Annotated in this window: 19 protein-coding genes; 9 read left to right on the top strand and 10 right to left on the bottom strand. The window is 55.3% G+C overall.

The genetic code is table 11. The features are described from left to right. Nucleotides 1-103: 103 nt before the first annotated feature. The 8 genes from ABJV08_RS08710 to ABJV08_RS08675 all read right to left on the bottom strand — a co-directional run bounded on the left by ABJV08_RS08710 (nt 104) and on the right by ABJV08_RS08675 (nt 12,688). Nucleotides 104-862: a hypothetical protein gene (locus tag ABJV08_RS08710; RefSeq protein WP_348041022.1), complete on the bottom strand. Its 759-nt coding sequence runs from the start codon at nt 860-862 to the stop codon at nt 104-106. Nucleotides 863-890: 28 nt separating this feature from the next. Further along, nucleotides 891-2,945: an adenylate/guanylate cyclase domain-containing protein gene (locus ABJV08_RS08705; protein ID WP_348041020.1), complete on the bottom strand. Its 2,055-nt coding sequence runs from the start codon at nt 2,943-2,945 to the stop codon at nt 891-893. Further along, entirely contained in the window at nt 2,945-6,013 is a 3,069-nt protein-coding gene (locus ABJV08_RS08700; RefSeq protein WP_348041018.1) for a CHAT domain-containing protein, read from the bottom strand. The genes ABJV08_RS08705 and ABJV08_RS08700 overlap by 1 nt, the downstream gene beginning before the upstream one ends. 269 nt (nt 6,014-6,282) lie before the next feature. Then, nucleotides 6,283-6,954, bottom strand: coding sequence for a nitroreductase (locus tag ABJV08_RS08695; RefSeq protein ID WP_348041016.1), 672 nt, complete (start codon nt 6,952-6,954; stop codon nt 6,283-6,285). Between the two features lie 4 nt (nt 6,955-6,958). Beyond that, nucleotides 6,959-8,779 (bottom strand): cobaltochelatase subunit CobT, encoded by a 1,821-nt coding sequence (cobT, locus tag ABJV08_RS08690; protein ID WP_348041014.1) that lies wholly within the window; start codon nt 8,777-8,779, stop codon nt 6,959-6,961. Nucleotides 8,780-8,860: 81 nt separating this feature from the next. Further along, nucleotides 8,861-10,984 carry a transglycosylase domain-containing protein gene (locus ABJV08_RS08685; protein ID WP_348041012.1) on the bottom strand — a complete coding sequence of 708 codons (2,124 nt, stop codon included), beginning with the start codon at nt 10,982-10,984 and terminating at the stop codon, nt 8,861-8,863. 54 nt (nt 10,985-11,038) lie between these two features. After that, nucleotides 11,039-12,022, bottom strand: coding sequence for a cobaltochelatase subunit CobS (gene cobS, locus ABJV08_RS08680; protein ID WP_348041010.1), 984 nt, complete (start codon nt 12,020-12,022; stop codon nt 11,039-11,041). A gap of 54 nt (nt 12,023-12,076) precedes the next feature. Next, complete coding sequence (locus tag ABJV08_RS08675; RefSeq protein ID WP_348041009.1) at nt 12,077-12,688, bottom strand: DnaJ domain-containing protein; 612 nt, start codon at nt 12,686-12,688, stop codon at nt 12,077-12,079. Nucleotides 12,689-12,800: 112 nt separating this feature from the next. On the opposite strand from ABJV08_RS08675, the gene ABJV08_RS08670 reads away from it, so the two are divergent. Continuing rightward, on the top strand, nt 12,801-13,076 hold the full coding sequence (locus ABJV08_RS08670; protein ID WP_348041283.1) for a BolA family protein: 276 nt from the start codon (nt 12,801-12,803) through the stop codon (nt 13,074-13,076). Next, nucleotides 13,073-13,438, top strand: coding sequence for a cupin domain-containing protein (locus tag ABJV08_RS08665; RefSeq protein ID WP_348041008.1), 366 nt, complete (start codon nt 13,073-13,075; stop codon nt 13,436-13,438). Before ABJV08_RS08670 ends, ABJV08_RS08665 begins: the two co-directional genes overlap by 4 nt. Nucleotides 13,439-13,460: 22 nt before the next feature. Here the strand turns inward: ABJV08_RS08665 and ABJV08_RS08660 are convergent, their stop codons facing one another. Continuing rightward, a complete protein-coding gene (locus ABJV08_RS08660) occupies nt 13,461-13,865 on the bottom strand; it encodes a hypothetical protein (RefSeq protein WP_348052582.1) in 405 nt (134 codons plus the stop codon). A 19-nt stretch (nt 13,866-13,884) separates the two neighbouring features. Next, nucleotides 13,885-14,946, bottom strand: a complete 1,062-nt coding sequence (locus ABJV08_RS08655; RefSeq protein WP_348041005.1) for a DUF2332 domain-containing protein — start codon at nt 14,944-14,946, stop codon at nt 13,885-13,887. Between the two features lie 45 nt (nt 14,947-14,991). Between ABJV08_RS08655 and hisG the strand changes: the two genes are divergently transcribed. From hisG to ABJV08_RS08620, 7 genes are all read left to right on the top strand, one after another. Next, nucleotides 14,992-15,642, top strand: a complete 651-nt coding sequence (gene hisG, locus ABJV08_RS08650; RefSeq protein ID WP_348020675.1) for an ATP phosphoribosyltransferase — start codon at nt 14,992-14,994, stop codon at nt 15,640-15,642. Beyond that, on the top strand, nt 15,642-16,937 hold the full coding sequence (gene hisD, locus ABJV08_RS08645; protein WP_348041003.1) for a histidinol dehydrogenase: 1,296 nt from the start codon (nt 15,642-15,644) through the stop codon (nt 16,935-16,937). The genes hisG and hisD overlap by 1 nt, the downstream gene beginning before the upstream one ends. 23 nt (nt 16,938-16,960) lie before the next feature. Beyond that, nucleotides 16,961-17,485, top strand: a complete 525-nt coding sequence (locus ABJV08_RS08640) for a DUF1993 domain-containing protein (protein WP_348041001.1) — start codon at nt 16,961-16,963, stop codon at nt 17,483-17,485. Further along, nucleotides 17,482-17,928: a transcription antitermination factor NusB gene (gene nusB / locus ABJV08_RS08635; RefSeq protein ID WP_348040999.1), complete on the top strand. Its 447-nt coding sequence runs from the start codon at nt 17,482-17,484 to the stop codon at nt 17,926-17,928. Before ABJV08_RS08640 ends, nusB begins: the two co-directional genes overlap by 4 nt. A 29-nt stretch (nt 17,929-17,957) precedes the next feature. Next, nucleotides 17,958-18,881 carry an alpha/beta hydrolase gene (locus ABJV08_RS08630; protein WP_348040997.1) on the top strand — a complete coding sequence of 308 codons (924 nt, stop codon included), beginning with the start codon at nt 17,958-17,960 and terminating at the stop codon, nt 18,879-18,881. Next, on the top strand, nt 18,878-19,813 hold the full coding sequence (thiL, locus tag ABJV08_RS08625; RefSeq protein WP_348040995.1) for a thiamine-phosphate kinase: 936 nt from the start codon (nt 18,878-18,880) through the stop codon (nt 19,811-19,813). Before ABJV08_RS08630 ends, thiL begins: the two co-directional genes overlap by 4 nt. 160 nt (nt 19,814-19,973) lie before the next feature. Continuing rightward, entirely contained in the window at nt 19,974-22,100 is a 2,127-nt protein-coding gene (locus ABJV08_RS08620; RefSeq protein ID WP_348040993.1) for a sodium-translocating pyrophosphatase, read from the top strand. The last annotated feature ends 162 nt before the right edge of the window (nt 22,101-22,262 follow it).

Here is a 22,262-nt window from a genome sequence, read left to right as displayed (position 1 = left end):
GTTTATCCCCGTTTTGCGATGATGCTTTGCGCGACCCAATATATCATCGTTTATTGATTCTGCCGTCTAGCCCTCATTCCGGACGGCAGAATATATTCAAATGTTAACCGTCAGTTGTTGGATTCTCATTGTTCATATTCAACGTTTCCACCAACAGATCCAACTGACCATCGCAACCGCTTTCGATTAGCATCGATGCTGCGTCATCAAGGTCGGTCGGCTTATTTTGCAAGACCACAAAATTCACTTCAACCGATTGCTGAACGCTTGATCCCAGCAAACGGTAGCTCTTGCCATCGGTAACCGGCAGAACATCCTTCGGCCACGCTTTGAGCGCGCTGCCTTTGCGCCACGCGATTTCGGTTACGTTGCCATTGGCTGGTTCGACAATCGATGCCGTTGCCGATCCGGTATAATCGGGCCGCCAGACGACAAGCGCGTTGGCATCCGCGACACAGAATTTTCCGCCTTTGTTGACATCGAGATACCAAAGATTTGGATTGCTCGGCGTTTTTACGGCGGTGCTAACGGCAGCACGGACCGCTCCGGTTCTCGCCCGACTGCTTCCCCGATTGCTGATGAAGCTTGAAAGCCGGCGCGATGCGCTCGATGCGGATCTGCTGCCTTGCGCAAGCGAAAATACGCCCGGGCCTTTTAGGATGCGCGTTCCTGATCTGGTCAGGACCGTGACTTTATCCTGAGCCTTTAGCGTGACTTTTGCATCATTCGCCATTTTTTTGCCGGCCGGATAGCTGCTGGCAGAGGGTCCGGTTGAACGCACAACCATATTCTGCGCCATTGCAACGCTGCCGGTGCCTAAAAGCAAAAGCGTGCCAAGCGCCGCTTTCGCAACGCGGGGCATGATGGTTGAGGATCTTGCCTGATTGTTCTTATCCAAGTGCATAGCTTTCTCCATTTTTTGTCTTTTTCAGTCGTTTGAGCAAATTCGCGAGGCCTAGATCCTCGCCATGATGCGTGATCATAGCATCCAGTGTCTGAACAGAAGCAATATCACCTGATTCATGGGCTGCTATGACTGCCGTCACTGCATCGCGATCTTTTTCTTCCCAGTCGGGAATAGGTTCAAATACTTCTACCGGCGTAGAGCGACCGCGCAGCGTGATCTTGCCCATCGGGCGGTACCAGTCAAGACCGGTTCGCTCCATGGCTTCCCGGCTCACCAATACTTTGGTGTCCAGCGCCTTATTGGCCGCTTCCAATCGTGCGGCGGTGTTCATCGCATCGCCGAGGGCGGTATATTGTATCCGGCCTTCGCCGCCAAAATTACCAACAATGGCATCACCATAATGCATGCCCACCCGCGTTCGACCGATGGGCGGTAAGCCTTCCGGAACATTTTTGCGAAAATCTTCGCCTGCCAGATATAGAGCATATGCCGCACGGGCTGCGCGTTCGCCATCATCGGGATAGGAGATCGGAGCGCCCCAGAATGTGACCAGCGCGTCGCCGACAAATTTATCGATGGTTCCGCCATATTGCAGTGCCACTTCGCTCAATCGATCCAGATAATCGTTCAGCAAGGTTGCGACCATCTCCGGTTCGATTGCATGGGTCAATTTGGTAAAACCTTCGAGATCGGTAAACACCGCGAATATTTTCCGCTTTTCGCCATGCAATGCCAGTTTCTCTGGATCCTTCAGAATTTCACTAGCAATGGATTTTGGCAGATATTTACCCAAAGCGCTCTGCGCAAAAGCCCGCTGTTTTGAATTGATGGTACGCGCTGCCGATCCGACAGAAGCATAGCCAAACAACCATCCTACCCCCCAGCCAAATGCAGGTAGCGAAAGCGTGTCCACACCAGTATTTTGCAATAGAAAGGGAAAAATCAGAAAAAATGCAAACTGGCCGATGAGCACCAGGCCAACTTTCCAGGCATTTCCGATGATCAAGGCCGACAAGCCACCACAAATTGCCACGATCAGGGCGCCAATCCAAAGCGACCAATTGGGAACGGGGGCTGGGAGGTCGTCGTTAAGCAACTGCGCAAGCATATGCGCGTGCACTTCCAGCCCGATCATCTTGCCATCATCCCCTTTGATGTCGGCCAATCCGCCGATCGGGGTTTCAAAACGATCGCGGTCGATAAAATCGCCGCCGATGAGCACATGTTTGCCGGCAATGAAAGAACCAAGCATGTCGGCGATTGCCGGGTCAGCGAAGCTTTCGATCGGAAATTTGTCGAACACCGGAACATCGGTTTCTGCAGGGACGTGATAACGGATCGCGCCATTATTCTCGGCAAATTTCGGGTTCGGAGCTGTCAGTGCAATTGCCATGAACGGGGGCGCGCCCGGCCGGTGTGGCGTCCATCGACGCTGCACGCCATCGCTATCGGTGTCCAACTTGATATTGGTCGGCTGGATATTCTCGCTGCGCGCGTCTTCAAAAAACTGCTGCAAAAATTCATGTTCGGCAAACGCAATTTCTGGATTTTCCACTGGGTCTGCATAGGCTAGAAAAGTAGGCGTTTTCATGCTCTTGAAGGCAGAAATGAGCAAGTCATCATCGTCTTGTGGCATGGTGAACAGAATATCTATTCCGATCGACTTAGGGCCTGCAGCATCGATTGTCTCAAGCGCCTGTGCCAAGATTGTCCGGTCAACCGGCGACCGTTGCCCCGTCAGTTTTAGCGTATCTTCGTTATAGACGATCATGACGATATTTTCGTCTTTTTCGATTTCCGGCGCGAACACCGATGCGCGCAAGTCGTACAATGCGCGCTCAGCTTCTTGGATCAACGGTGTTGTCCAGCTGAACCGCGCGACTAGTAGCGCAAGGATCATGAACAAGACAGTCGATGCGATGCGGATTGGGCCCAGTTGCTCGAACAGACGGCGCAAGGACTGCATCACCCCTTTTGCGCCTTCTTTGACATCACGGTTATTTTTAACCGGGTCAGTCTGAGCAACCGTCTGCGTCACTATTTCAACGCGGCTTCAGTTGATGTCGGCGGAGCAGCGGTAGTGCTGGCGGTTGCCGGGATCTTGTCGCCTGGCAAAAATGGTCTGGCACCGTCACCGATCAAGGCAAAGCCTGCCCAGTAATAAGGATGTGACGTTTCCGGATCATCCATCAATTCGAGCTGTGAGTTTCTTAGAGCTCCCGTAATCGAAAGCCCTCTACCGCCGCTGAACAGTCCGTTTATCAGCCGTTCTGTGGCACGAAAATCATCCGGTGCAGGCCAGTGACTGGCTAGCACCGACCGACCACCCGCTCCGATAAATGAGCGGACGAGGCCATCCAGAGCCGTTCCGCCACCGCTGCTAACACCAGCTTCGCGGGTGACTGCAATACTGGCTTTGCCAGCTGTGTCGCAGGCAGAGAGAATGACGATATCGGCATCGAGTTTGAGGTCAAAAATTTCATCAAATGCCAACAGGCCATCCGATCCGTTTTCTCCAAAAGACGTCAACAGAGCTGGCTTAGCGGGGCAAGACGGGCTGGGTGCGGTGACCAATCCATGCGTGGCAAAGTGCAGGATCCGATAATCGCTGATATTGTTATTCGACAAAATCGAGTTGTCCGTAAAGGCCGCTCCGGTGATGACATCCGAACTGTCTGCGCCGATTAGTTTCTGGGCCGCATGCAATTCGCTATCGGATATCGGGCTATTCCACTGGCTCAGCGGCCATTGGCAATTGGCGTTCGCATTCTGACCGCCACCACGGGTTCTGGCGACTTTGGTATTGGCCGCAATCGGCACATTTTTGCCAAGTCCCAAATATTGGCGCGAGGCCTTGGACTGCTGGGCCTGACGCGCGTCGGCGAAGGCCCTTGCAGAGACAGCCGTGCTGACCTCGAGGTCTTTACCAAGCCATTTGACGCCGGCAAAATCAAAGGGGTCGCCATCGATCGCTTTTGCCCTGTCCAGATATTCCGCCACCGATGCATCATCGGCAACGAGCAGGTTGATTGGCAAGCGTAGCATCGCTCCATCGGGTTCGAATATCAGATGGCTCTTGCTTGCCAGCTTGTCAGAAACCGGGGCAAAAAGATCGGAATATAAGGAGCGGGCCGCTTCGATGTCGAAAGGATAGGTGACATATTGTCCGTTCTCGAAAACCGAAATTGATGCGCGGATAGTATCAACTGTTTGGTCGAGCCCGGAATCCTTGAGCGGTACCCGATAGGTTTTTGCTTCGGACTGATCGGCATAGAACATGAAAATATCGCCGCCGACGATCGCCATGCGCATATAGGCTTCTGTCGGCTGCATTGTCCCGCGGAGCTCGCTGAGGCTCAAGAAACGATCCGCGACCGCTCTATATTGCGGAAATTCAGCAAGCTTGACCTGGGTAAACTGTTGGCTTTTTTCCAGTTCTTCTATTTCTGCAGCCAGATCGTTGCTCTGTTTGCTGACCGCGGCGCTCTGCTTCACTCTACCCAAAGCGGAGAAACGGATCCGTAAACGTTCAATGTTACGGGCAAGATTGGTGGACTGCCGGAACAAGCGAGAGGCTTCATCGGTGCCGCCGCTCAATTCACGAGACAGAACAGCCTGGGTTTCGGCGACCCCGGGGCGAACCAATATCTGGGAAGCTTTGAAAAATTGACTGTGGCCAGTCTCATCGGCGGCAAGCAGTTTAAAATAGGGTGCAAGCTGGTTTGCCATGCCCGAAATCGCGCTGCGCTTGCCCAATGAACTGTCAATAACCTCCGCATAAAGACGGCGTGCTTCGGATTCTTGTCCTTGACGCAGCAGAAAAGCTGCGAGACGAGCTTTCGCACCGTTTACGGCTCTTGTTTCGGGATATTGCAAGCTGAGCAAATCTAGCCCGTCGCGCAGCAATTGCTGTGCGTCATCATTGCGGCCTTCGGCTTCTGCAATCAAAGCCAATTCAGCCAATGTTTGCGCTCTTAGACGGGTTATTGACGTAACCCGGCCGTCCCGAACGGCTACAGCGCGGTTATAGGATGAGATAAGCGATGTTTGCGCAGTTTTTCGATCACCTTTCAAGCGTTGCGCGGTGCCCAAGAGTTGCAAGGCTTGCGCATCGATAATTTCGGCGCGCTCTTCCGCACTCAATTTTGTTTCGTCGACAAAGCCAAGCAAACTGCGAGTTCTGACGCTGCCATTGATCCTCGTGGAAATCGGAGCTGTGATTTCCAAACGTTCCGACAACGCGATCTGCTTTTCTAGCGATGTCTTGAGCGGTGTGTTGATCCGATCGATGGCAGAATTCAAAAGCCCCTGATTTAGCAGGTGCATCGCTTCAAAATTTCTTTGCAGCCGCTCTGTCACGGGATCTTGGCTGTCTAGCGCGCGAGCTTGTTTGAAGAGGTCATCCGCTTCCGCAAGTTCACCGAGATTGGATTTTTGCAAGGCACGATTGATCAGATATTCATCAGGGTTGATATCTTCTCCTTTCATACCGGAGGTGCGTTGTTGCAGCGTTTCGAAAAAGGCGGCTGCTTCCGCATAATTCCCGCTGAGGTTTCGCCGATAGCCCTCTGCCAGAGCCTGGCTTGGCTTGAGCGTTGCGGCCTGCACGCGAGCAAAAGCAAAAGGATCCTCTACCGACGTCGAGGCGACATCAATTTTGCCTTCGACGATCGTGTCATTCAAAACCGACTTGAGCGCCAACAAGGTCGCGCTGTCATAGGCCGCCAAGCCTTCGGCGATATAGGAGGTGCCATCCTGGCGACCTAGAATTTGAGAATAAGCGACCGGTTCTTCTGTAAGCGTGCATTCGGTGAGCCGAAAACCATCCAGTGTCGCTGGCCCCTGATTGCCGTTACAGGTAACAGGATCGCTGCGAAAAGGTGAAATACGGGTCAGGAGATCCTGCTCCGATGATCGCGATGCATATATAAAACCAACCGGTCTTGCAGAGTCGCGGCAAACAACCGCCCAACTGCGGTCGAACATATCTGCCTTTGCCTTATTCTCGATGCTGCGATCTTGCACTTGGCATAATATGCCTTCGCTGCTTCCGATCGCAAAGCTGTCACGTAATGATACTGGCGTACCTTGGGCAAATGCCGCCATTGGACTGGATGCCAATGCTAGTGCCAATAATGATGTGCCGATCTTGGTCCGGTGCACGTTTTTTCCCCAACAAAAATTGCGCACTGACAAGCCCCCTCAGACTTGTGCAATGCTTGTCGCGACCCAAAACACTGCTACAATTCCCACTGTTAGCCGCTTTTTCCGAGTCTTGGATAGTAAATTATCGACTCCGGCGCAGGATTGGGTGATCATTGTCACATTCCGGGACAAATATTGAGGTTTCCCCTGATATTCAGAGGCTTTACCGGTTAAAAACCACGTAACTTTATGGCGTCGTCAATCGCAACACGTGGCACTTCAAAACTGTTGATCGGAGCATCAGGGTCCCGATATCCGATGGCCATGCCACAAAAGAAAATATAGTCGTCACCAAGGTCCAGCAATTTACGCATATGGGTGCCGTACATGGCCCAGATTTCTTGAGCGCAGCTATCGAGGCCTTCTTCGCGTAACAGTAACATGACGGTTTGTAGCCACATGCCAATGTCTGACCATTGCGGCGGCCCCATATATTTCTTGGTATAAGTGAACAATTGCACCGGCGCGCCGAAGCTGTCCCAGTTCTGTGCCATTTGCGCTATGCGACCGGCGCTGTCCCCACGCTCCAGACCGACGCTGTTGAACATCTCCCTGCCAACGGCTCGACGCTGTTCTTCATAGCGGCCGTCCAGGTCTTTGGGGTAAATCGCATATTCTGCATTTTCACCCATGGGCGCTGTCGCCGCTTTGGCCTTTATCGAGTCGGTGATCCGGGTCAGCTCGTCGCCTGTGACAAGGACCGCATTCCAGGGCTGGGTGTTGCCGCCGGAAGGGGCGCGTTGTGCGGTTTCCAGCACCCGTTCGAGGGTGGTTCTGTCGACCGGCTTGTCAAGAAACTGGCGAACGGAACGGCGAGAGGTCACGGCTTCGGTTACGTTCATTCACTCAATCCTCATCAAATAATCCGGCGAGTTGCTCGACCATCGTTCCGCCCAATTGCTCGGCATCCATTATCGTCACGGCTTTCTTGTAGTAACGGGTCACGTCATGGCCGATGCCGATGGCGACCAATTGCACCGGCGATCGGCTTTCGATCCATTCGATCACCTTGCGGAGATGGTTCTCCAGATAGGCGCCATGGTTGACCGACAAAGTGCTGTCATCAACCGGCGCGCCATCGGAAATCACCATCAGGATGCGGCGTTCTTCTGGGCGTGCGATCAACCTGCTATGGGCCCAAAGCAGAGCCTCGCCGTCGATATTTTCCTTGAGTAATCCTTCTCGCATCATCAGCCCGAGATTTTTCTTGGCGTGGCGCCAAGGCTCATCCGCCTTTTTATAGACGATATGACGCAAGTCGTTGAGCCGTCCGGGATTGGCCGGACGATCTGCGGCGAGCCAATCCTCGCGGGTCTGGCCGCCTTTCCAGGCGCGCGTGGTGAAGCCGAGGATTTCGGTTTTGACTCCACAGCGTTCCAGCGTGCGGGCCATGATGTCAGCGGATATGGCCGCGATGGAAATCGGCCGTCCGCGCATCGATCCACTGTTGTCGATCAACAAGGTTACGACGGTGTCGCGGAAATCGGTTTCGCGCTCGATCTTGTAGGACAGGCTGTGCGAAGGATTGCTGACCACGCGGGCAAGGCGGGCGGCGTCTAGCATGCCTTCTTCCTGATCGAAGTCCCAGCTGCGATTTTGCTGCGCCATCAGACGGCGTTGCAGACGGTTGGCAAGCTTGGTCACAGCGCCCTGCAAATTGGTCAACTGCTGGTCGAGGAAAGCGCGAAGGCGCGCCAGTTCTTCTTCATCGCAAAGCTCGGTGGCGCTGACGACTTCATCATATTTCTCGGTCCAGGGCGCATAGTTGAAACCCGGGGGCAGGTCGGACATGGCCCGGTTGGGACGCACGGGCATCATGCCATCGTCGCCGGCATCCCCCATTTCCTCTTCCGCGCCTTCTTCCAGCTCTTCGGCGTTTTGTTCGCTTTCGCCGTCCTGAGACTCGTCATCGGATGGCTCTGAGCGCATTTCGGATTCGCCTTGATCGCCGGTCGCCTCTTCATCGGCGCCGTCATCCTGGCTGTCGTCACTCTCGTCTTCGCTATCGTCTTCGCTGTCTTCGGCTTCGGATTCATCGTCGCTTTTGATCAGGTCCAGATGTTGCAGCAACTGCGTCGATAATTTTGCAAAGCTCTGCTGATCATCAAGCGTCAGATTGAGGCCGTCCAGATCAGCGCCGGCGCCTTCCTCGATCCAGTCGCGGAGCATGTCGAGCCCCTTGATCGTTCCCGCTGGCGGTGCTTGTCCTGTCAGCTTCTCTCGCGCCAGCAGGGCGAGGGCGGTCGAAATCGGCACTTCATCCCGATTTTGGGCGCGGGCAATGGGGTCAGATCGCATCCGCATTTCCAGCGCGGAGTTTAGATTGTCCTTGGCACCGGACATGCTGCGCGATCCCAGTGCGTCGGTCCGCACCTGTTCAAGGGCATCGAAGCAGGCGCGGGCAATGGTTTCTTGCGGCGCATTCTTTCGATGCGTCGCTTCATCATGGTGGCGTAATTTCAAAGAGAAGCTGTCAGCAAAGCCTCTGGCCTCGGCTACTTGCGCTGGCGGTAGGTCACGCGCGGGCATCGGCACTTTGAGATGTTCGCCGGATTGTGATGGGGCTTCGGCTGTATAGGCTAGTTCCAGATCCGGGGCTTGGGCGAGCGCACGCGCCGTGCCGCCAAGCACGTCTTTCAAGTCATCAAGTTTGGAACGATCAGCCATAGAAGCGGATAGCATTAAGCGGAAAGGTCGGGGGAATCAAAGGTCTAATTTTCCGCTTTTTTGTTAGGCGGAGTGATGCCGTTAGGGATTCTGCCCCGAAGGGTTTTCCTCCGGGCGCCGTTCTATTGCCACGCCGTCGCCATCGATCCTCAAATCAATCGGAATGCCGCCGATCTCCGTGCCCAGACGGACGCCGGAATCACCATCTATTCTAAGCTCAGCATCACCGATATCGATCGGGATTTCCGGGACTGTGGGAAGGTCGAGCGGAATGATCGGGCCTTCAGGGTCGGGCTTTTTAACCGGCTTGGCGGGGCGAGCGGGTTTCTTGGCTTGCACGGCCTGCTGCATGAAGCCCTTCCAGATTCGTGCGGGCAGGCCGCCGCCACTGATGCCCTTGAGCGGACTATTGTCATCATTGCCGATCCAAACGCCGACAACCAGGCGCTTGTCGCCTTCTCCGGCATAGCCGACGAATAGTGCATCTCTATTGTTTTGGCTGGTGCCGGTTTTTCCGTAATTCGGGATCGACAGCATCGCGCGGCGTCCCGTCCCAGTATTGACCGCCGATCGCAGCAAAACCTCCATATTCTGGTGCGTGTCCGAGTCATAGCGTCCTGGCCAATCGAACAACCATTCGGCCCAGCTCTGCTCTTCTTTCTCAAAGGCATAAGGCTCTATCGGCCAACTGTTGCCGGCGACCCCTGCATAGGCGGCGGTCAGTTCCAGCAGATTTGTCGTCGACGTCCCGAGCGCCAGGCTTGGGTCATCCGTCGCCAGTTTTGACCTGATCCCCAAGTTCCGCGCTTCACGGATCACCGCTTTGTCGCCCACCTGGCCAAAGAGCCGGACAGCTGCGACGTTGCTTGATCGAGCGAAGGCTTCTTTCAGGCTGATTTCACCCCGATATTTTTCGCCGGAATTTTTGGGGAGATAGCCGCCTTTGGTGATCGGAGTGTCGTCGACCATATCATCCGCATCCATGCCCGAACGCAAGGCCGCCAGCCAGACAAACAGCTTGAAGGTAGAGCCGGGCTGGCGCTTTGCCTGGGTTACCCGGTTGAACGAGGATTTAGCATAGTCCTTGCCGCCAATCATCGCCACAATCTCTCCGTCGGGGCGCATGGCGACCAAGGCGACCTGCGCTTGACCAAGAGGCGCTCGGGCCACGGCTTTGCGGGCAATATCCTGCAAACGGGCATCGAGGGTGGTCGTCAGCGTCAGCTTTTCATAGCTTAGATCGGTCAAAGCCCGTGCCTGCGGCATCGCCCAGTCGGCAAAATATGTGCCGGTAGGTAGCGCATTTTTGGCCCGCACATCCAGCTTTGCCGGACCTAGCTCATCAGCTTCGTTTTGGCTGAGATAACCAACGCTGACCATGGCCGATTTGACGAGATTGGCCCGCTTTTCTGCCAGTTCCGGGTTGCGGGTCGGGGCCAGACGTGATGGCGCCTGCACCAGGCCAGCAAGCACGATGGCCTGTTCCAGCTTCAGATTTTCCGGCTGGCGGTAATAATAATGGAGCGAAGCGGCGCGCAGGCCGTAGACATTGTCTCCGAAATAGACGTTGGAAAGATAGCGTTCGAGTATCTCGTCCTTGGTGAGCCAAGTTTCGAGCCAGAAGGCGATCAGCATCTCCCGCGCCTTGCGGGTCAGGCTGCGTTCCGGGGTTAGAAATGTGGTTTTGGCCAGCTGTTGTGTGATCGTGCTACCGCCTTGGGTGATCCCGCTGCCCGCCATGTTGCTCCACAAAGCGCGAGCCAGTCCGCGTGGATCAATACCCCAATGGGAATAGAAGCGGCGGTCTTCGATCGCCATGAAGGCTTGCATCACATGGTCGGGAAGCTTTGCGACCTCCACAGGGGCGTCGACGACCGCGCCATTGCGCGCGAAGGGCTGGCCGTCGGATGTCAACAGCGTGATTTGCGGCGGTGCGATGGGTTGTAGTGATTTGGATAAAGGCGCGGTGATTGCAAGATAGGCGATCAGCAGGATGAAAATGAACAACCCCGCCGCAAGGGCCCGGCTGATCCACCACCACTTGACGCGCGGCTTTTTTAGCGGTGCAAGCGGTTCTTCGATGCGCGGCGGTATGGCATCGCCATAGGGCTGGTAGAATGTGGTTTCGGCAGCATTTTTGCGGCCAAAAGGCCAGTACCAGCGGCGATGCCGTTGTTCGGGGATAGAGGACTGCTCGTTCACCATTGCTGTATTATATCAATAATACGGTAATGACCAGTCAGAAAATGGAGCAGTCGACTAGCTGCCCATTATGCTTTCCGGCAAATCTTCGCCAAACACCCGCTGATAATATTCCGCCACCAGCATCCGCTCTGCTTCATCGCATTTGTTGAGGAAGGAGAGGCGGAACGCGAAGCCGATATTTTTGAAGATGGCCGCATTTTGGGCCCAGCTGATCACGGTCCGTGGGCTCATCACCGTGGAAATGTCGCCGTTAACGAAGCCATTTCGTGTGAGATCAGCGACCTTGATCATATTCTCTACCGTTTTGTCACCGGCATCCGGAACTTTGGACAGGATCACTTTTGCTTCGGTTGCTGCCGGCAGATAGTTCAGTGTCACCACGATATTCCAGCGATCCATCTGGCCCTGGTTAATCTGTTGGGTGCCGTGATACAGGCCGCTGGTGTCGCCGAGGCCAACCGTATTCGCGGTCGCAAAGAGACGGAAATGCGGGTTGGGACGGATGACGCGGTTCTGATCGAGCAGCGTCAATTTGCCTTCTGCTTCCAATATCCGCTGGATCACGAACATCACGTCCGGGCGACCGGCATCATATTCGTCGAACACCAATGCGGTTGGCGTTTGCAGTGCCCAAGGCAAAAGGCCTTCGCGGAATTCGGTGACTTGCTGGCCGTCCTTTAGAACAATCGCATCACGCCCGACCAGATCAATCCGGCTGATATGGGCATCGAGGTTGATCCGGATGCAGGGCCAGTTGAGGCGCGCTGCAACCTGCTCGATATGGGTCGATTTTCCGGTGCCGTGATAGCCTTGGACCATGACCCGGCGATTGAAAGCAAAGCCCGCAAGAATGGCCGTGGTGGTTTCCGGATCGAAAACATAGGAAGGGTCGAGATCGGGCACGCGCTCGTCTTTTTTGCTGAACGCTGGAATTTCCATGTCCACGTCCACGCCAAAGATTTCGCGTGCATCGACGGTCATGTCGGGCGCGTTTAAAACTGTTTCGCTGTTGCCGTCGGGATTGGGTAAATCAGTCATCGTCGTCCTTCAAAAATTCTCGGCTTCCTTATGCAATGCACAGGGGGCGAGCCACTATCTAAAATCTGGTGATTCCTTAAGCTGCGTATAGGCCTCGATCACTTTTGCCAACTGTTTCTCGTGGCTACGATCCCCGCCATTGCGATCGGGATGATATTTGCGGACCAGTGCGGAATAGGCGCGGCGGATTTCGCCGCGGCCAACGGATTGGGAAGCTTCGTCGCCAAGCCCTAGCGTCTTTAGTGCTTTCTGGTCTGCGCCGGATAAGGGTGGCCCCGCGGTTTGGTTGCGTTGAAGGCCGGCGGCAAATCGCGCGCCGATCGCATCCAGAGGGTCGGTAAAATCTGCCCAGGTGGGCGGCACATTGGGGCCGGTGTCATAGATTCGCCTTGTCGAATCCCATCCTCGCACCGGGTGCTGGGCATCGAAAATCTGTTCCTGATCCATGCCTTCGAAATAATCATAACCCTGATTAAACTCGCGAACATGGTCGAGACATAACCAGCGATATTCGCCCGGCCCGTCATAGCTGCGTCCGGACCCATAGATAGGCGGCGCGCGAAACTCGCCATTTTCCGGGCAGCCTTCGATCGCGCAGGGCTGATCCTCGGTTTCGACGCGGCCATGGAAGCGGTTCGATTTTCTTTTGGGGGGAATGTCTGTCAAATCCGTGCGAGCTGAGCCTGTTGAAGCCAGTCTTTCCTTTGTCGAGAAACGCCCTTCGACAGGCTTGGGGCGAGCGGTTATAGCAATGGTGAACGAGCAATATGGAGATTCGATGCCCAAAGGTCCAGTCCACAGCGAGATAGAAAAAAGGCTCACCGCCGAACTCGCGCCAATATCGCTGAACGTCATCAACGATAGTGCCAGCCATCACGGCCATGTCGGCGATGACGGCAGCGGAGAATCACACTTCACCGTCGAGATTGAATGCGCCGAATTTGCCGGCCTGTCGCGGCTGAACCGTCAGCGGATGGTCAACAAAGCGCTGGGCGATATGATGCGGGACAAAGTCCACGCTATGGCGATAAAGGCGAGGGCGCCCGGCGAGTGATCGAGAAAGTCAATCTTGCGGATGCCTTCGCCAGCTTCTCCGATCATTGGTCCCCGAAAATCGCCGGTGATATCAACGACGCACAGGTGAAGCTTGCCAAATTCGAGGGTAAGTTTGACTGGCATCACCATGATGAAGAAGACGAGCTGTTTCTGGTGGTCAAAGGCACGATGCGCATGGGCTTGCGCACCGGCGATATTGATGTCGGGGCAGGGGAGTTTATCATTGTTCCAAAGGGCGTCGAACATTGTCCGGAAGCTCTGGACGGCGAATGCCAAGTGCTTTTGCTTGAACCAAAATCGATCCTCAATACCGGCAATGTGGAAACCGACAAGACGGTTAGGGATCTCGATAGAATCTAGCCGAGTTGGCGGTGGTCTGGTTTCAATTTAACATTCGCAAAGGAATATCCTCTGTCCCGGGAATACCTTCATCACAATGCCCGGTCCGATCGCAGTCAAAATTCTCTTCGATAGTGTCGCGTACTGTTTCGAGTTTATCACATGGCACCCCCATTTCAGTTACAAAGCGCACCATTGGTTGGGGAAGGAATGTTCTAGACTTCTTGAGGAACATAGTGATTTCCTGAAGTTCACGGACTTCTTGGTTCCAGTAGGTTTGACCGCTTGAATCCAGCGCGATCTGATTTACTAAGATTAACTCATGCGCCCACGGGCCGCTATGGTCGGATTCCCAAGATGCGCGCGGCGGACTGCAAGCTTTATCGGCGTCGGCGTCCGCACAGCCTGTCATCAGTATGCAAATTATCAGGCTGGCAAAATATCTCATTGGAACAACCCTAGCCAGATCATTTTTGAAGATCAAACCACTCCACCCAAGCGCCATGGGCATGAGCGCGACCCAATAAGGCTTTCTCTTCATCGCCCGGCCAGTAGCGTATGATCAGTTCGTGGCTGAAGGTCTTGCGGTTGGTTTCCAGTGACATCCATGCCAGCGGCTTTTCTGTCGTAGCTTGTTTGCCAGCAGTCTCCATCGCCATGGTGATCCGGTCTTTGGTTTCCTGCGGCAGATATTGCCAGACGATCGAATGCATCAGCACCCGGGTGACGCCGCTTTCCTGTGGGCGGATTAGCTGATCTTCGACCCAGTCGGCGCCATCGGCTTTGGCGATATCCGGTGGATACTGTTTGGCGAGCGCAATGGAGGCTTCCATCCGTTCGAAACGCGCTGGCATTTCCGGCCAGATATAGCCCTTGAGCCGCGCGGCGGTTTCGTCATCGGTGAGGTCGATTGGATTTTGGTCGCAACCGAGGGCGCTGACAATGTCGACCGGAGCCTGCGGGGGAGGGGGACCGCGCCATTCGGGCTTGATCCGCATCGGGGAGTCTTCCGGCCCCGCCTGAATGCCATTCAGATCATAATGATAACGGCCCATCATCGTGTTCACGCCCGCGCTGGCGCCTAGTTCAAGCAGTTCGAATCGCGGACCGACATGACCCGACAGCCACAACAAACCAGCCATGAAACTGGCTGAACGGCCGGACTCATTGGTCTGGGGCGGGCTGTCAAACCAGGGGAGTAAATCGGTGTCATGATCGCTCACAACCTGTCCGACGAGACGATCGATCTGGTCCTGATCGGTGATGCGGCCTTCGTAAATCTCGGCCAGTCGCGGCTCTTTGCCGCTGAGATAAAGATGGTGGAGTCCGCCGGTGAGCCGCAGCGGCATGGCGTCTTCCAGCGGTTTTCCTGGCCAATTGGTGATTTTTTGCCCGCAGGCTGTTGGGCCATTGATGAGCGCCAATTGGGCGATAATGATAGAGGCGGTAACCGGGGCATCGTTGCGGCGACAATGTTCCGCCTGACCGCGCATTCCTTGCGCAATATCTTCAACGTCCAAAATGTCCATAACTCGTTGCCCTTTCATCTGCGAACCCGTAAAGCCGCGGCCATCATGGCCAAACCACTTATCTTTGCAATTCCGAAAGGGAGGATTCTGGACGATGCTTTGCCGCTCTTGGAGCAGGCGGGGATTGTGCCAGAGGATGCCTTTTTTGACAAGTCCAACCGCAGTCTGCAATTCGCGACGAATCTGCCCCATATGTCGATCATTCGGGTGCGGGCATTCGATGTTGCGACCTTCGTGGCCCACGGCGCGGCCCAGATCGGCATTGTCGGTTCTGATGTGATCGAAGAATTTGGCTATAGCGAGTTATACGCACCTGTAGACTTGGGCATCGGCCGCTGCCGCCTGTCGGTAGCGCAGCCGAAGGACGATGCGGAAGAGGTGGCGAATATCTCCCATCTGCGGGTCGCCACCAAATATCCCAATCTCACCAGCCGCTATTTTGAAGGCAAAGGCATTCAGGCGGAATGCGTGAAGCTCAATGGCGCGATGGAACTGGCGCCTTCGCTCGGCCTGTCGCGGCATATCGTCGATCTGGTCGAATCTGGCAGCACGCTGAAAGCCAATAATCTGGTCGAAACGGACAGGATATTGGATATTTCCGGCAGGTTGGTGGTCAACCGGGCGGCGTTCAAAATGCGCAGCGCCGAGTTGACGCCATTGGTGCAGAGGTTCCGCGAGCTGGCGGAGCAGGTCTGATGCCCTTGCGCATTGCCATCAGCGATTCCGGTTTTGCCGAGTCTTTTGACGCGCTTGTCAATGCCAGACGTGAGGCAGATGCCGATGTTTCCGCCGATGTGAAGGCGATCATTCAGGATGTCCGGGATCATGGCGATGAAGCGCTGTTGCGGCTCACGAGCAAGTTTGACCAGCATGATCTGGAGCAGACCGGCTGGCGCGTGGACAAGACTGAATCCGCTGCTGCATTGGAAGGATTGGAAGCATCTTTACGGGTCGCGCTGGAACTCGCAGCCTTAAGAATTCGTGATTATCATGAAGGGCAAGTTCCTGATAACAGGGACTATATAGATGAAGCTGGCGTGCGTATTGGCGCTCGCTGGAACGCCGTCGAGCGTGCGGGCATCTATATCCCCGGTGGCCGGGCAGCCTATCCATCGTCAGTATTGATGAACGCCATCCCGGCCAAAGCTGCGGGTGTCGATCATCTTGTCATGGTCACGCCGGCGCCCGGCGGAGAGATTAATCCTCTCGTGCTGGCGGCGGCGGAATTGGCCGGAGTGGACGAGATCTGGCGGATTGGCGGCGCGCAGGCCGTGGCCGCTCTAGCTTATGGTACCGAAAATATTGCACCGGTCGATGTTGTCACTGGCCCGGGCAATGCCTGGGTCGCCGAGGCGAAGCGACAGGTTTTCGGTGTTGTCGGCATCGATATGGTCGCCGGTCCTTCGGAAATTGTGGTCGTCGCCGATGGGAAAAATAACCCCGACTGGATCGCCGCCGACTTGCTCAGTCAGGCGGAACATGATCCGACCAGTCAGTCTATATTGTTCACAAATGATAGTGAGTTTGCAGATCAAGTATCTGAAAAAATTAATGAACAGTTAATGTCTTTTGCGACTTCGGCAACTGCAACGACCAGCTGGGATGACAATGGTGCGATCATTGTTCTCGACCGTCTCGAGCAAGCCGTGCCTTTGGTGGACCGGCTGGCCGCCGAACATCTGGAGCTGGCCATCGACGATCCGGATGGCTTGTTTCGAAAAGTCCGCCATGCCGGTTCCGTCTTTCTGGGTCGGCACACGCCGGAAGCCATCGGCGATTATATTGCTGGTCCCAATCATGTATTGCCGACCGGTCGGCGGGCGCGTTTTTCGTCCGGTCTTTCGGTCACCGACTTTATGAAACGCACCAGTTTCATCCACTGCGATGATCAGGCTCTCCGCAATATCGGTCCGGCGGCGGTTGCTCTGGCAGAGGCAGAAGGCCTGCCGGCCCATGCTGCGAGCATTCAAAAACGGCTCGACCGAAGCTGACAAATAACAGAAAGAACATGTCCATGACCATTTCATTATATGACGCCGTAATCCCGACCCAACTACAGATCATTGCCGCCGTCCGCGCGCTGGTCGATAAAGCCAAGGCCCATTGCGAGAGCGAAGGCACAGCGGCGGAAGAGATTATCGGCGCCCGACTGATCGAGGATATGCAGCCTTTTTCCTATCAGGTGAAATGCTGCCGTGAGCATTCGCTGGGCGCGATTGAAGCGGTGAGAGAAGGTGTGTTTACTCCAAGTCTGGTCGCGCCACCCAGCGATTGGGAAGGCTTGTACGAAAAACTCGATGAAGCCAAAGCCGGACTGGAAGCGGTTACGGAGGCCGAGATGGCGGGCTTTATCGGCCAGCCAATGGAGTTCCGCTTCGGTGAGATGGTGATGCCTTTCACGGCTGAGAATTTTCTGCTGAGCTTTGCACAGCCAAATTTCTATTTCCACGCCACCACGGCTTATGATCTGTTGCGTGAGCGCGGGTTCCAGATTGGTAAGGGTGACTTCCTGGGCACGCCACGGATGAAAAGAGCATGACCGCGAAATCGACATCCCGATCTGCTGCTCGGCTGGCAGCCGTTCAGGCACTTTTCCAGCACCAGATGGAGAAGACGCCGGTTCCGAAACTGCTGAAGGAATTCCACGACCATCGGCTGGGTCAAGAAATCGAGGATGATCAATATCATCCCGCAGAGCGAGACTTCTTTGATGATCTAGTGATCGGCGTAACGTCGCGACTCGAGGAAATCGACGGACTGGTGGATTCAAAACTCGCTTCCGGCTGGACATTGGGCCGCCTCGACAAGACAATGCTGCAAATATTGCGGGCCGGGACATTTGAATTGGTCGCACAGGAAGACGTACCAATCGCAACGGTGATTGACGAATATCTGGATGTGGCGCATGCATTCTTCAGCAAAAAGGATGCAGGCTTTGTCAACGGCTTGCTGGACAGCATCGCGAAACAAGTACGGGGCTGAACAAAACCCCGGCTGGCTTGGGGGTAAAAATGTCAGACTTTCTAGACCGGTTGGACCCTGACTTTCGCGATATCATCCTATCAGAGGGGCCCTTTCTTTTCGAGATATTGAGAACCGACGTGGATGGAGCGCGGGCTGCGCTGGACGCGCTTTTCGCTCAAATGGCTGCTGACACGCCGGAATATGAAGGTCAGAAAGACGAATATCATATGCCCGGATTGGACGGTGATCCGGATGTCGCGGTCATCGAATATCGTGCGCGGGATGTCCTTTATCCCGATTGCACGATTATCTGGTTGCATGGCGGCGGATATTTGATGGGCAGCGTCGATGATCTTTCCGCTCAGGGCTATTCTAACCTAGCGCCGGTGGTTTCGGTCGACTACCGGATGGCACCAGAATATCGCGCACCAGCGGCAGCGCGGGATGTCTGCGCGGTGATTGAGCGGGTGGCGAAAAACCGCAGTCCGCGCAAGATCATCCTTGCAGGCCCGAGTGCCGGCGGCGGCCTGGCGGCGAGCGCCGCGCTGCTGAACCGCGATCGTGGTGGCCCGGAAATCGCCTTCCAGTTGCTGATCTACCCGATGCTTGATGATCAGCACGATACGCCTTCGGGGCATATGGACATTCCTCCATCGACCTGGACACGCGCAACATCGCTATATGCCTGGTCCCTATATGCAGAAGAAGATGGTGCTAGTGCTTATGCTGCTGCGGCGCGGGCAACGGATCTGACCGGCCTGCCGCCTGCCTATATCATGTGCGGCGACCTCGACCTGTTTCTTGATGAAAATATTGCTTATGCCAATCGGCTCCGTTCATCGGGTGTACCGGTTGAGCTTGCTATCTACCCTGGTGCACCGCACGGTTTTAATGGATTTGCACCACGAGCGGCGGTCAGCAAGCGCGCCAACGCTTCCATTAGAATGGCACTGGAGCACGCCCTGTCTTGAGCGAGATCGCATTTCTTGACCGGTTAAAGGCCATCACGACCCATCCTGCCGCGCGCGGATTGGCCGATGATGTCGCGATGATGCCCTTTGGTCGGCACAAGCTGGTGATGACCCATGACATGATGGTGGAAGGCGTCCATTTTCTGCCGGACGCTGATCCCGCCGATGTGGCCTGGAAGCTGGTTGCCGTAAATCTCTCCGATCTTGCGGCAAAGGGCGCGAAACCGCTGGGTTTACTGCTCGGCTATGGTCAGGCCGCTAGTGATGCATGGGACGCGGCGTTTGTCGACGGCCTCAAGCAGGCGATCAACCATTTTGCTGTTCCGCTTCTCGGCGGTGACACGGTCGCGATGGGCGAGCAGGGCCTCCGAACCTTTGGTCTGACCGCCTTCGGTGAAGCAAAAGGCCATATCGTGCCGTCTCGCAGCAATGCCATGGCGGGCCATGCTGTCTATGTCACCGGAACGATCGGCAATGCATGGGCTGGACTGCAAATTGCAACGGGTGCACTGACATCCGTCGATATCGAAGTGACGGCGGCGCTGCTGAAAGCGCATACCCGTCCTATGCCAAAGCTGGATGATGGCCGGGCATTGTCCAATCTGGTCAGCAGCATGATGGATGTGTCCGATGGGCTCTTGCTTGATGCCTCGCGCATTGCAGCAGCCAGCGGTATTCAGATCGAGATTGATCTAGCGGAAGTGCCATTGTCCGAACAATATCAAACCCTTGTTGGTGATAGTCAGGACGCTCGCATCAAGGCCGCGACCGGCGGCGATGACTATCAACTGTTGCTCACTGCCAGTCCCGAAACGGTTCTGCCGGTTCCGCTGACCTGCATCGGAATCTGTCGTTCTGGATCGGGCATAGCTTTGCACAGCCATGGCGAACGACTGGATTTGCCCGAGCATTTGGGTTTCCTGCACGGCTGACCGTGTTCGACAACCGTTGATTGGATTGGTCGCAATCATCCTGTTAATGACTGGTTAAATCAAGGCTTGCACGATTTGCGTTCTCCGCCCTATAGCCATGAGGGACAGCCCCGCGTCTGATGGGGCGTTTTACTATAACAAACGGAGGGGATTTGAAGCGATGACCGTTGTCACCATTTCAATTTTATGCGGGTTTATCGCCATTGTTTATGGCTTTATAACCAGCCGCCAAGTGCTCAATGCGCCTGCCGGCAATGAAAAAATGCAATCTATAGCGGGCGCAATTCAAGAAGGTGCACAAGCCTATTTGAACCGCCAATATCGGGCCATTGGTATCGTCGGCATCGTTGTCGCGGTTCTGGTCTACATTTTCTTGGGGGCAATCTCGACGGTTGGCTTCTTGTTGGGCGCCATTCTTTCGGGCGTCGCGGGCTATATCGGCATGAACATTTCGGTTCGCGCCAATGTCCGCACCGCGCAGGGTGCTAGCGAAAGCCTACAAACCGGTCTCACCGTCGCGTTCCGCGCTGGTGCAGTAACAGGTATGTTGGTTGCTGGTCTCGCTCTGTTGGCGATCTCGATCTTCTTCTACGTGCTGACCACCCAGATGGGCATGGCTGCCAATGACCGGACGGTCATTGACGCTTTGGTCGCTCTGGCCTTCGGTGCTTCTCTGATTTCGATCTTTGCGCGTCTCGGCGGCGGTATCTTTACCAAAGCGGCTGACGTTGGCGCCGATCTGGTCGGCAAGGTTGAAGCGGGCATCCCGGAGGATGATCCACGCAACCCGGCAACGATCGCGGATAATGTGGGCGACAATGTTGGCGATTGCGCTGGCATGGCGGCTGACTTGTTCGAGACCTATGTTGTGACCGTTGGTGCCACGATGGTGCTTCTGGCGCTGCTCTTTGGTGACCTGGTCGGTAGCGCGATGCTCTATGACCTAATGTCACTGCCTCTTATCGTGGGCGGTGTGTGTATCCTGACCTCGATCATCGGTACTTACATGGTTCGCCTGGGCAGTGGCACGAACATTATGGGCGCGCTGTACAAGGGCTTCCTGACCACTGCCGTGCTTTCGATCCCGGCTATCTATTATGTCACCATGCGCACGCTGGGTGATATGGATACGCCCATCGGAACCGCGCTTGATGGATCTGGTGGCTTTACCGGCATGACCTTGTTCTGGTCGATGATGGTTGGTCTGGCTGTTACCGGCCTGATCATCTGGATCACCGAATATTATACCGGTACGGAATATCGTCCGGTGCGGTCGATCGCCAAATCATCAGAAACCGGCCACGGCACGAACGTGATCCAGGGACTGGCGATTTCGATGGAGTCCACGGCCTTGCCAACGCTGGTTATCGTCGTTGGTATTGTTGTCGCATATCAGCTTGCTGGTCTGATCGGCATTGCCTTTGCGGCAACCTCGATGCTGGCGCTTGCCGGTATGGTTGTGGCGCTGGATGCTTATGGTCCGGTAACCGACAACGCGGGCGGCATTGCTGAAATGTCCGGTCTGGAAGAAAGCGTACGGGATAAAACCGATGCGCTTGATGCTGTTGGTAACACGACCAAGGCTGTGACCAAGGGCTATGCCATTGGTTCTGCTGGTCTGGCGGCACTGGTATTGTTCTCGGCTTATACCGCTGATCTGAAGGAGTTCTTCCCGAACCTCGAAGTCAGCTTCAGCCTTGAAAATCCCTATGTGATTGTCGGTCTGTTGCTCGGCGCGCTCTTGCCATATCTCTTCGGAGCCATGGGCATGACCGCTGTGGGCCGCGCTGCGGGTGACGTTGTGAAAGACGTTCGCGCGCAATTTGCTGCTGACAAAGGCATCATGGATGGCACGTCGCGTCCGGACTATGCCCGGACCGTGGATCTGGTGACCAAGGCTGCGATTAAAGAAATGGTTCTTCCATCTCTGCTGCCGGTACTCGCTCCAATCGTGGTATATTTCGCGATCACGGCGGTTGCTGGTCAAGCCAATGGCTTTGCGGCTCTTGGTGCCTTGTTGCTTGGTGTGATCGTCTCCGGCCTGTTCGTTGCCCTGTCTATGACAGCGGGCGGCGGTGCTTGGGACAATGCCAAGAAATATATCGAAGACGGCAATCACGGCGGCAAGGGTTCAGAAGCCCATAAAGCTGCTGTGACCGGCGATACCGTTGGTGATCCCTACAAGGATACCGCGGGTCCAGCTGTTAACCCGATGATCAAGATCACCAATATTGTCGCACTGCTGCTTCTCGCAGCGCTCTATGCGGCACAGGGCGGCGTTCACTAGAACATCGACCTTATTGGTTTAAAACAAGACCCCGCCGGAAGCGATTTCGGCGGGGTTTTTTTGGGCTTAAGCCCGAGGTTTCCTGTCTGTTTAGCGTTAATCTCCTATTACCTCTTTTCCTGTAGTTCGAGGGCTTGAAGAAAAAATAGGACGGGCAGGCGG

The sequence above is a fragment of the Parasphingorhabdus sp. genome, assembly GCF_039982395.1.
Classification (GTDB): domain Bacteria; phylum Pseudomonadota; class Alphaproteobacteria; order Sphingomonadales; family Sphingomonadaceae; genus Parasphingorhabdus.
This window is presented reverse-complemented; position numbering and strand designations above follow the sequence as displayed.

Excerpts from the sequence above, each read along its gene's own strand:
- cobT (WP_348041014.1), bottom strand. The coding sequence starts at position 8,779 with ATGGCTGATCGTTCCAAACTTGATGACTTGAAAGACGTGCTTGGCGGC.
- hisD (WP_348041003.1), top strand. The coding sequence starts at position 15,642 with ATGCCCTTGCGCATTGCCATCAGCGATTCCGGTTTTGCCGAGTCTTTT.
- cobS (WP_348041010.1), bottom strand. The coding sequence starts at position 12,022 with ATGACTGATTTACCCAATCCCGACGGCAACAGCGAAACAGTTTTAAAC.
- ABJV08_RS08655 (WP_348041005.1), bottom strand. The coding sequence starts at position 14,946 with ATGGACATTTTGGACGTTGAAGATATTGCGCAAGGAATGCGCGGTCAG.
- ABJV08_RS08685 (WP_348041012.1), bottom strand. The coding sequence starts at position 10,984 with ATGGTGAACGAGCAGTCCTCTATCCCCGAACAACGGCATCGCCGCTGG.
- ABJV08_RS08640 (WP_348041001.1), top strand. The coding sequence starts at position 16,961 with ATGACCATTTCATTATATGACGCCGTAATCCCGACCCAACTACAGATC.
- ABJV08_RS08630 (WP_348040997.1), top strand. The coding sequence starts at position 17,958 with ATGTCAGACTTTCTAGACCGGTTGGACCCTGACTTTCGCGATATCATC.
- ABJV08_RS08695 (WP_348041016.1), bottom strand. The coding sequence starts at position 6,954 with ATGAACGTAACCGAAGCCGTGACCTCTCGCCGTTCCGTTCGCCAGTTT.
- ABJV08_RS08660 (WP_348052582.1), bottom strand. The coding sequence starts at position 13,865 with ATGAGATATTTTGCCAGCCTGATAATTTGCATACTGATGACAGGCTGT.
- ABJV08_RS08700 (WP_348041018.1), bottom strand. The coding sequence starts at position 6,013 with ATGGCGGCATTTGCCCAAGGTACGCCAGTATCATTACGTGACAGCTTT.
- hisG (WP_348020675.1), top strand. The coding sequence starts at position 14,992 with ATGGCCAAACCACTTATCTTTGCAATTCCGAAAGGGAGGATTCTGGAC.
- ABJV08_RS08710 (WP_348041022.1), bottom strand. The coding sequence starts at position 862 with ATGCCCCGCGTTGCGAAAGCGGCGCTTGGCACGCTTTTGCTTTTAGGC.
- nusB (WP_348040999.1), top strand. The coding sequence starts at position 17,482 with ATGACCGCGAAATCGACATCCCGATCTGCTGCTCGGCTGGCAGCCGTT.
- ABJV08_RS08620 (WP_348040993.1), top strand. The coding sequence starts at position 19,974 with ATGACCGTTGTCACCATTTCAATTTTATGCGGGTTTATCGCCATTGTT.
- ABJV08_RS08670 (WP_348041283.1), top strand. The coding sequence starts at position 12,801 with ATGCCCAAAGGTCCAGTCCACAGCGAGATAGAAAAAAGGCTCACCGCC.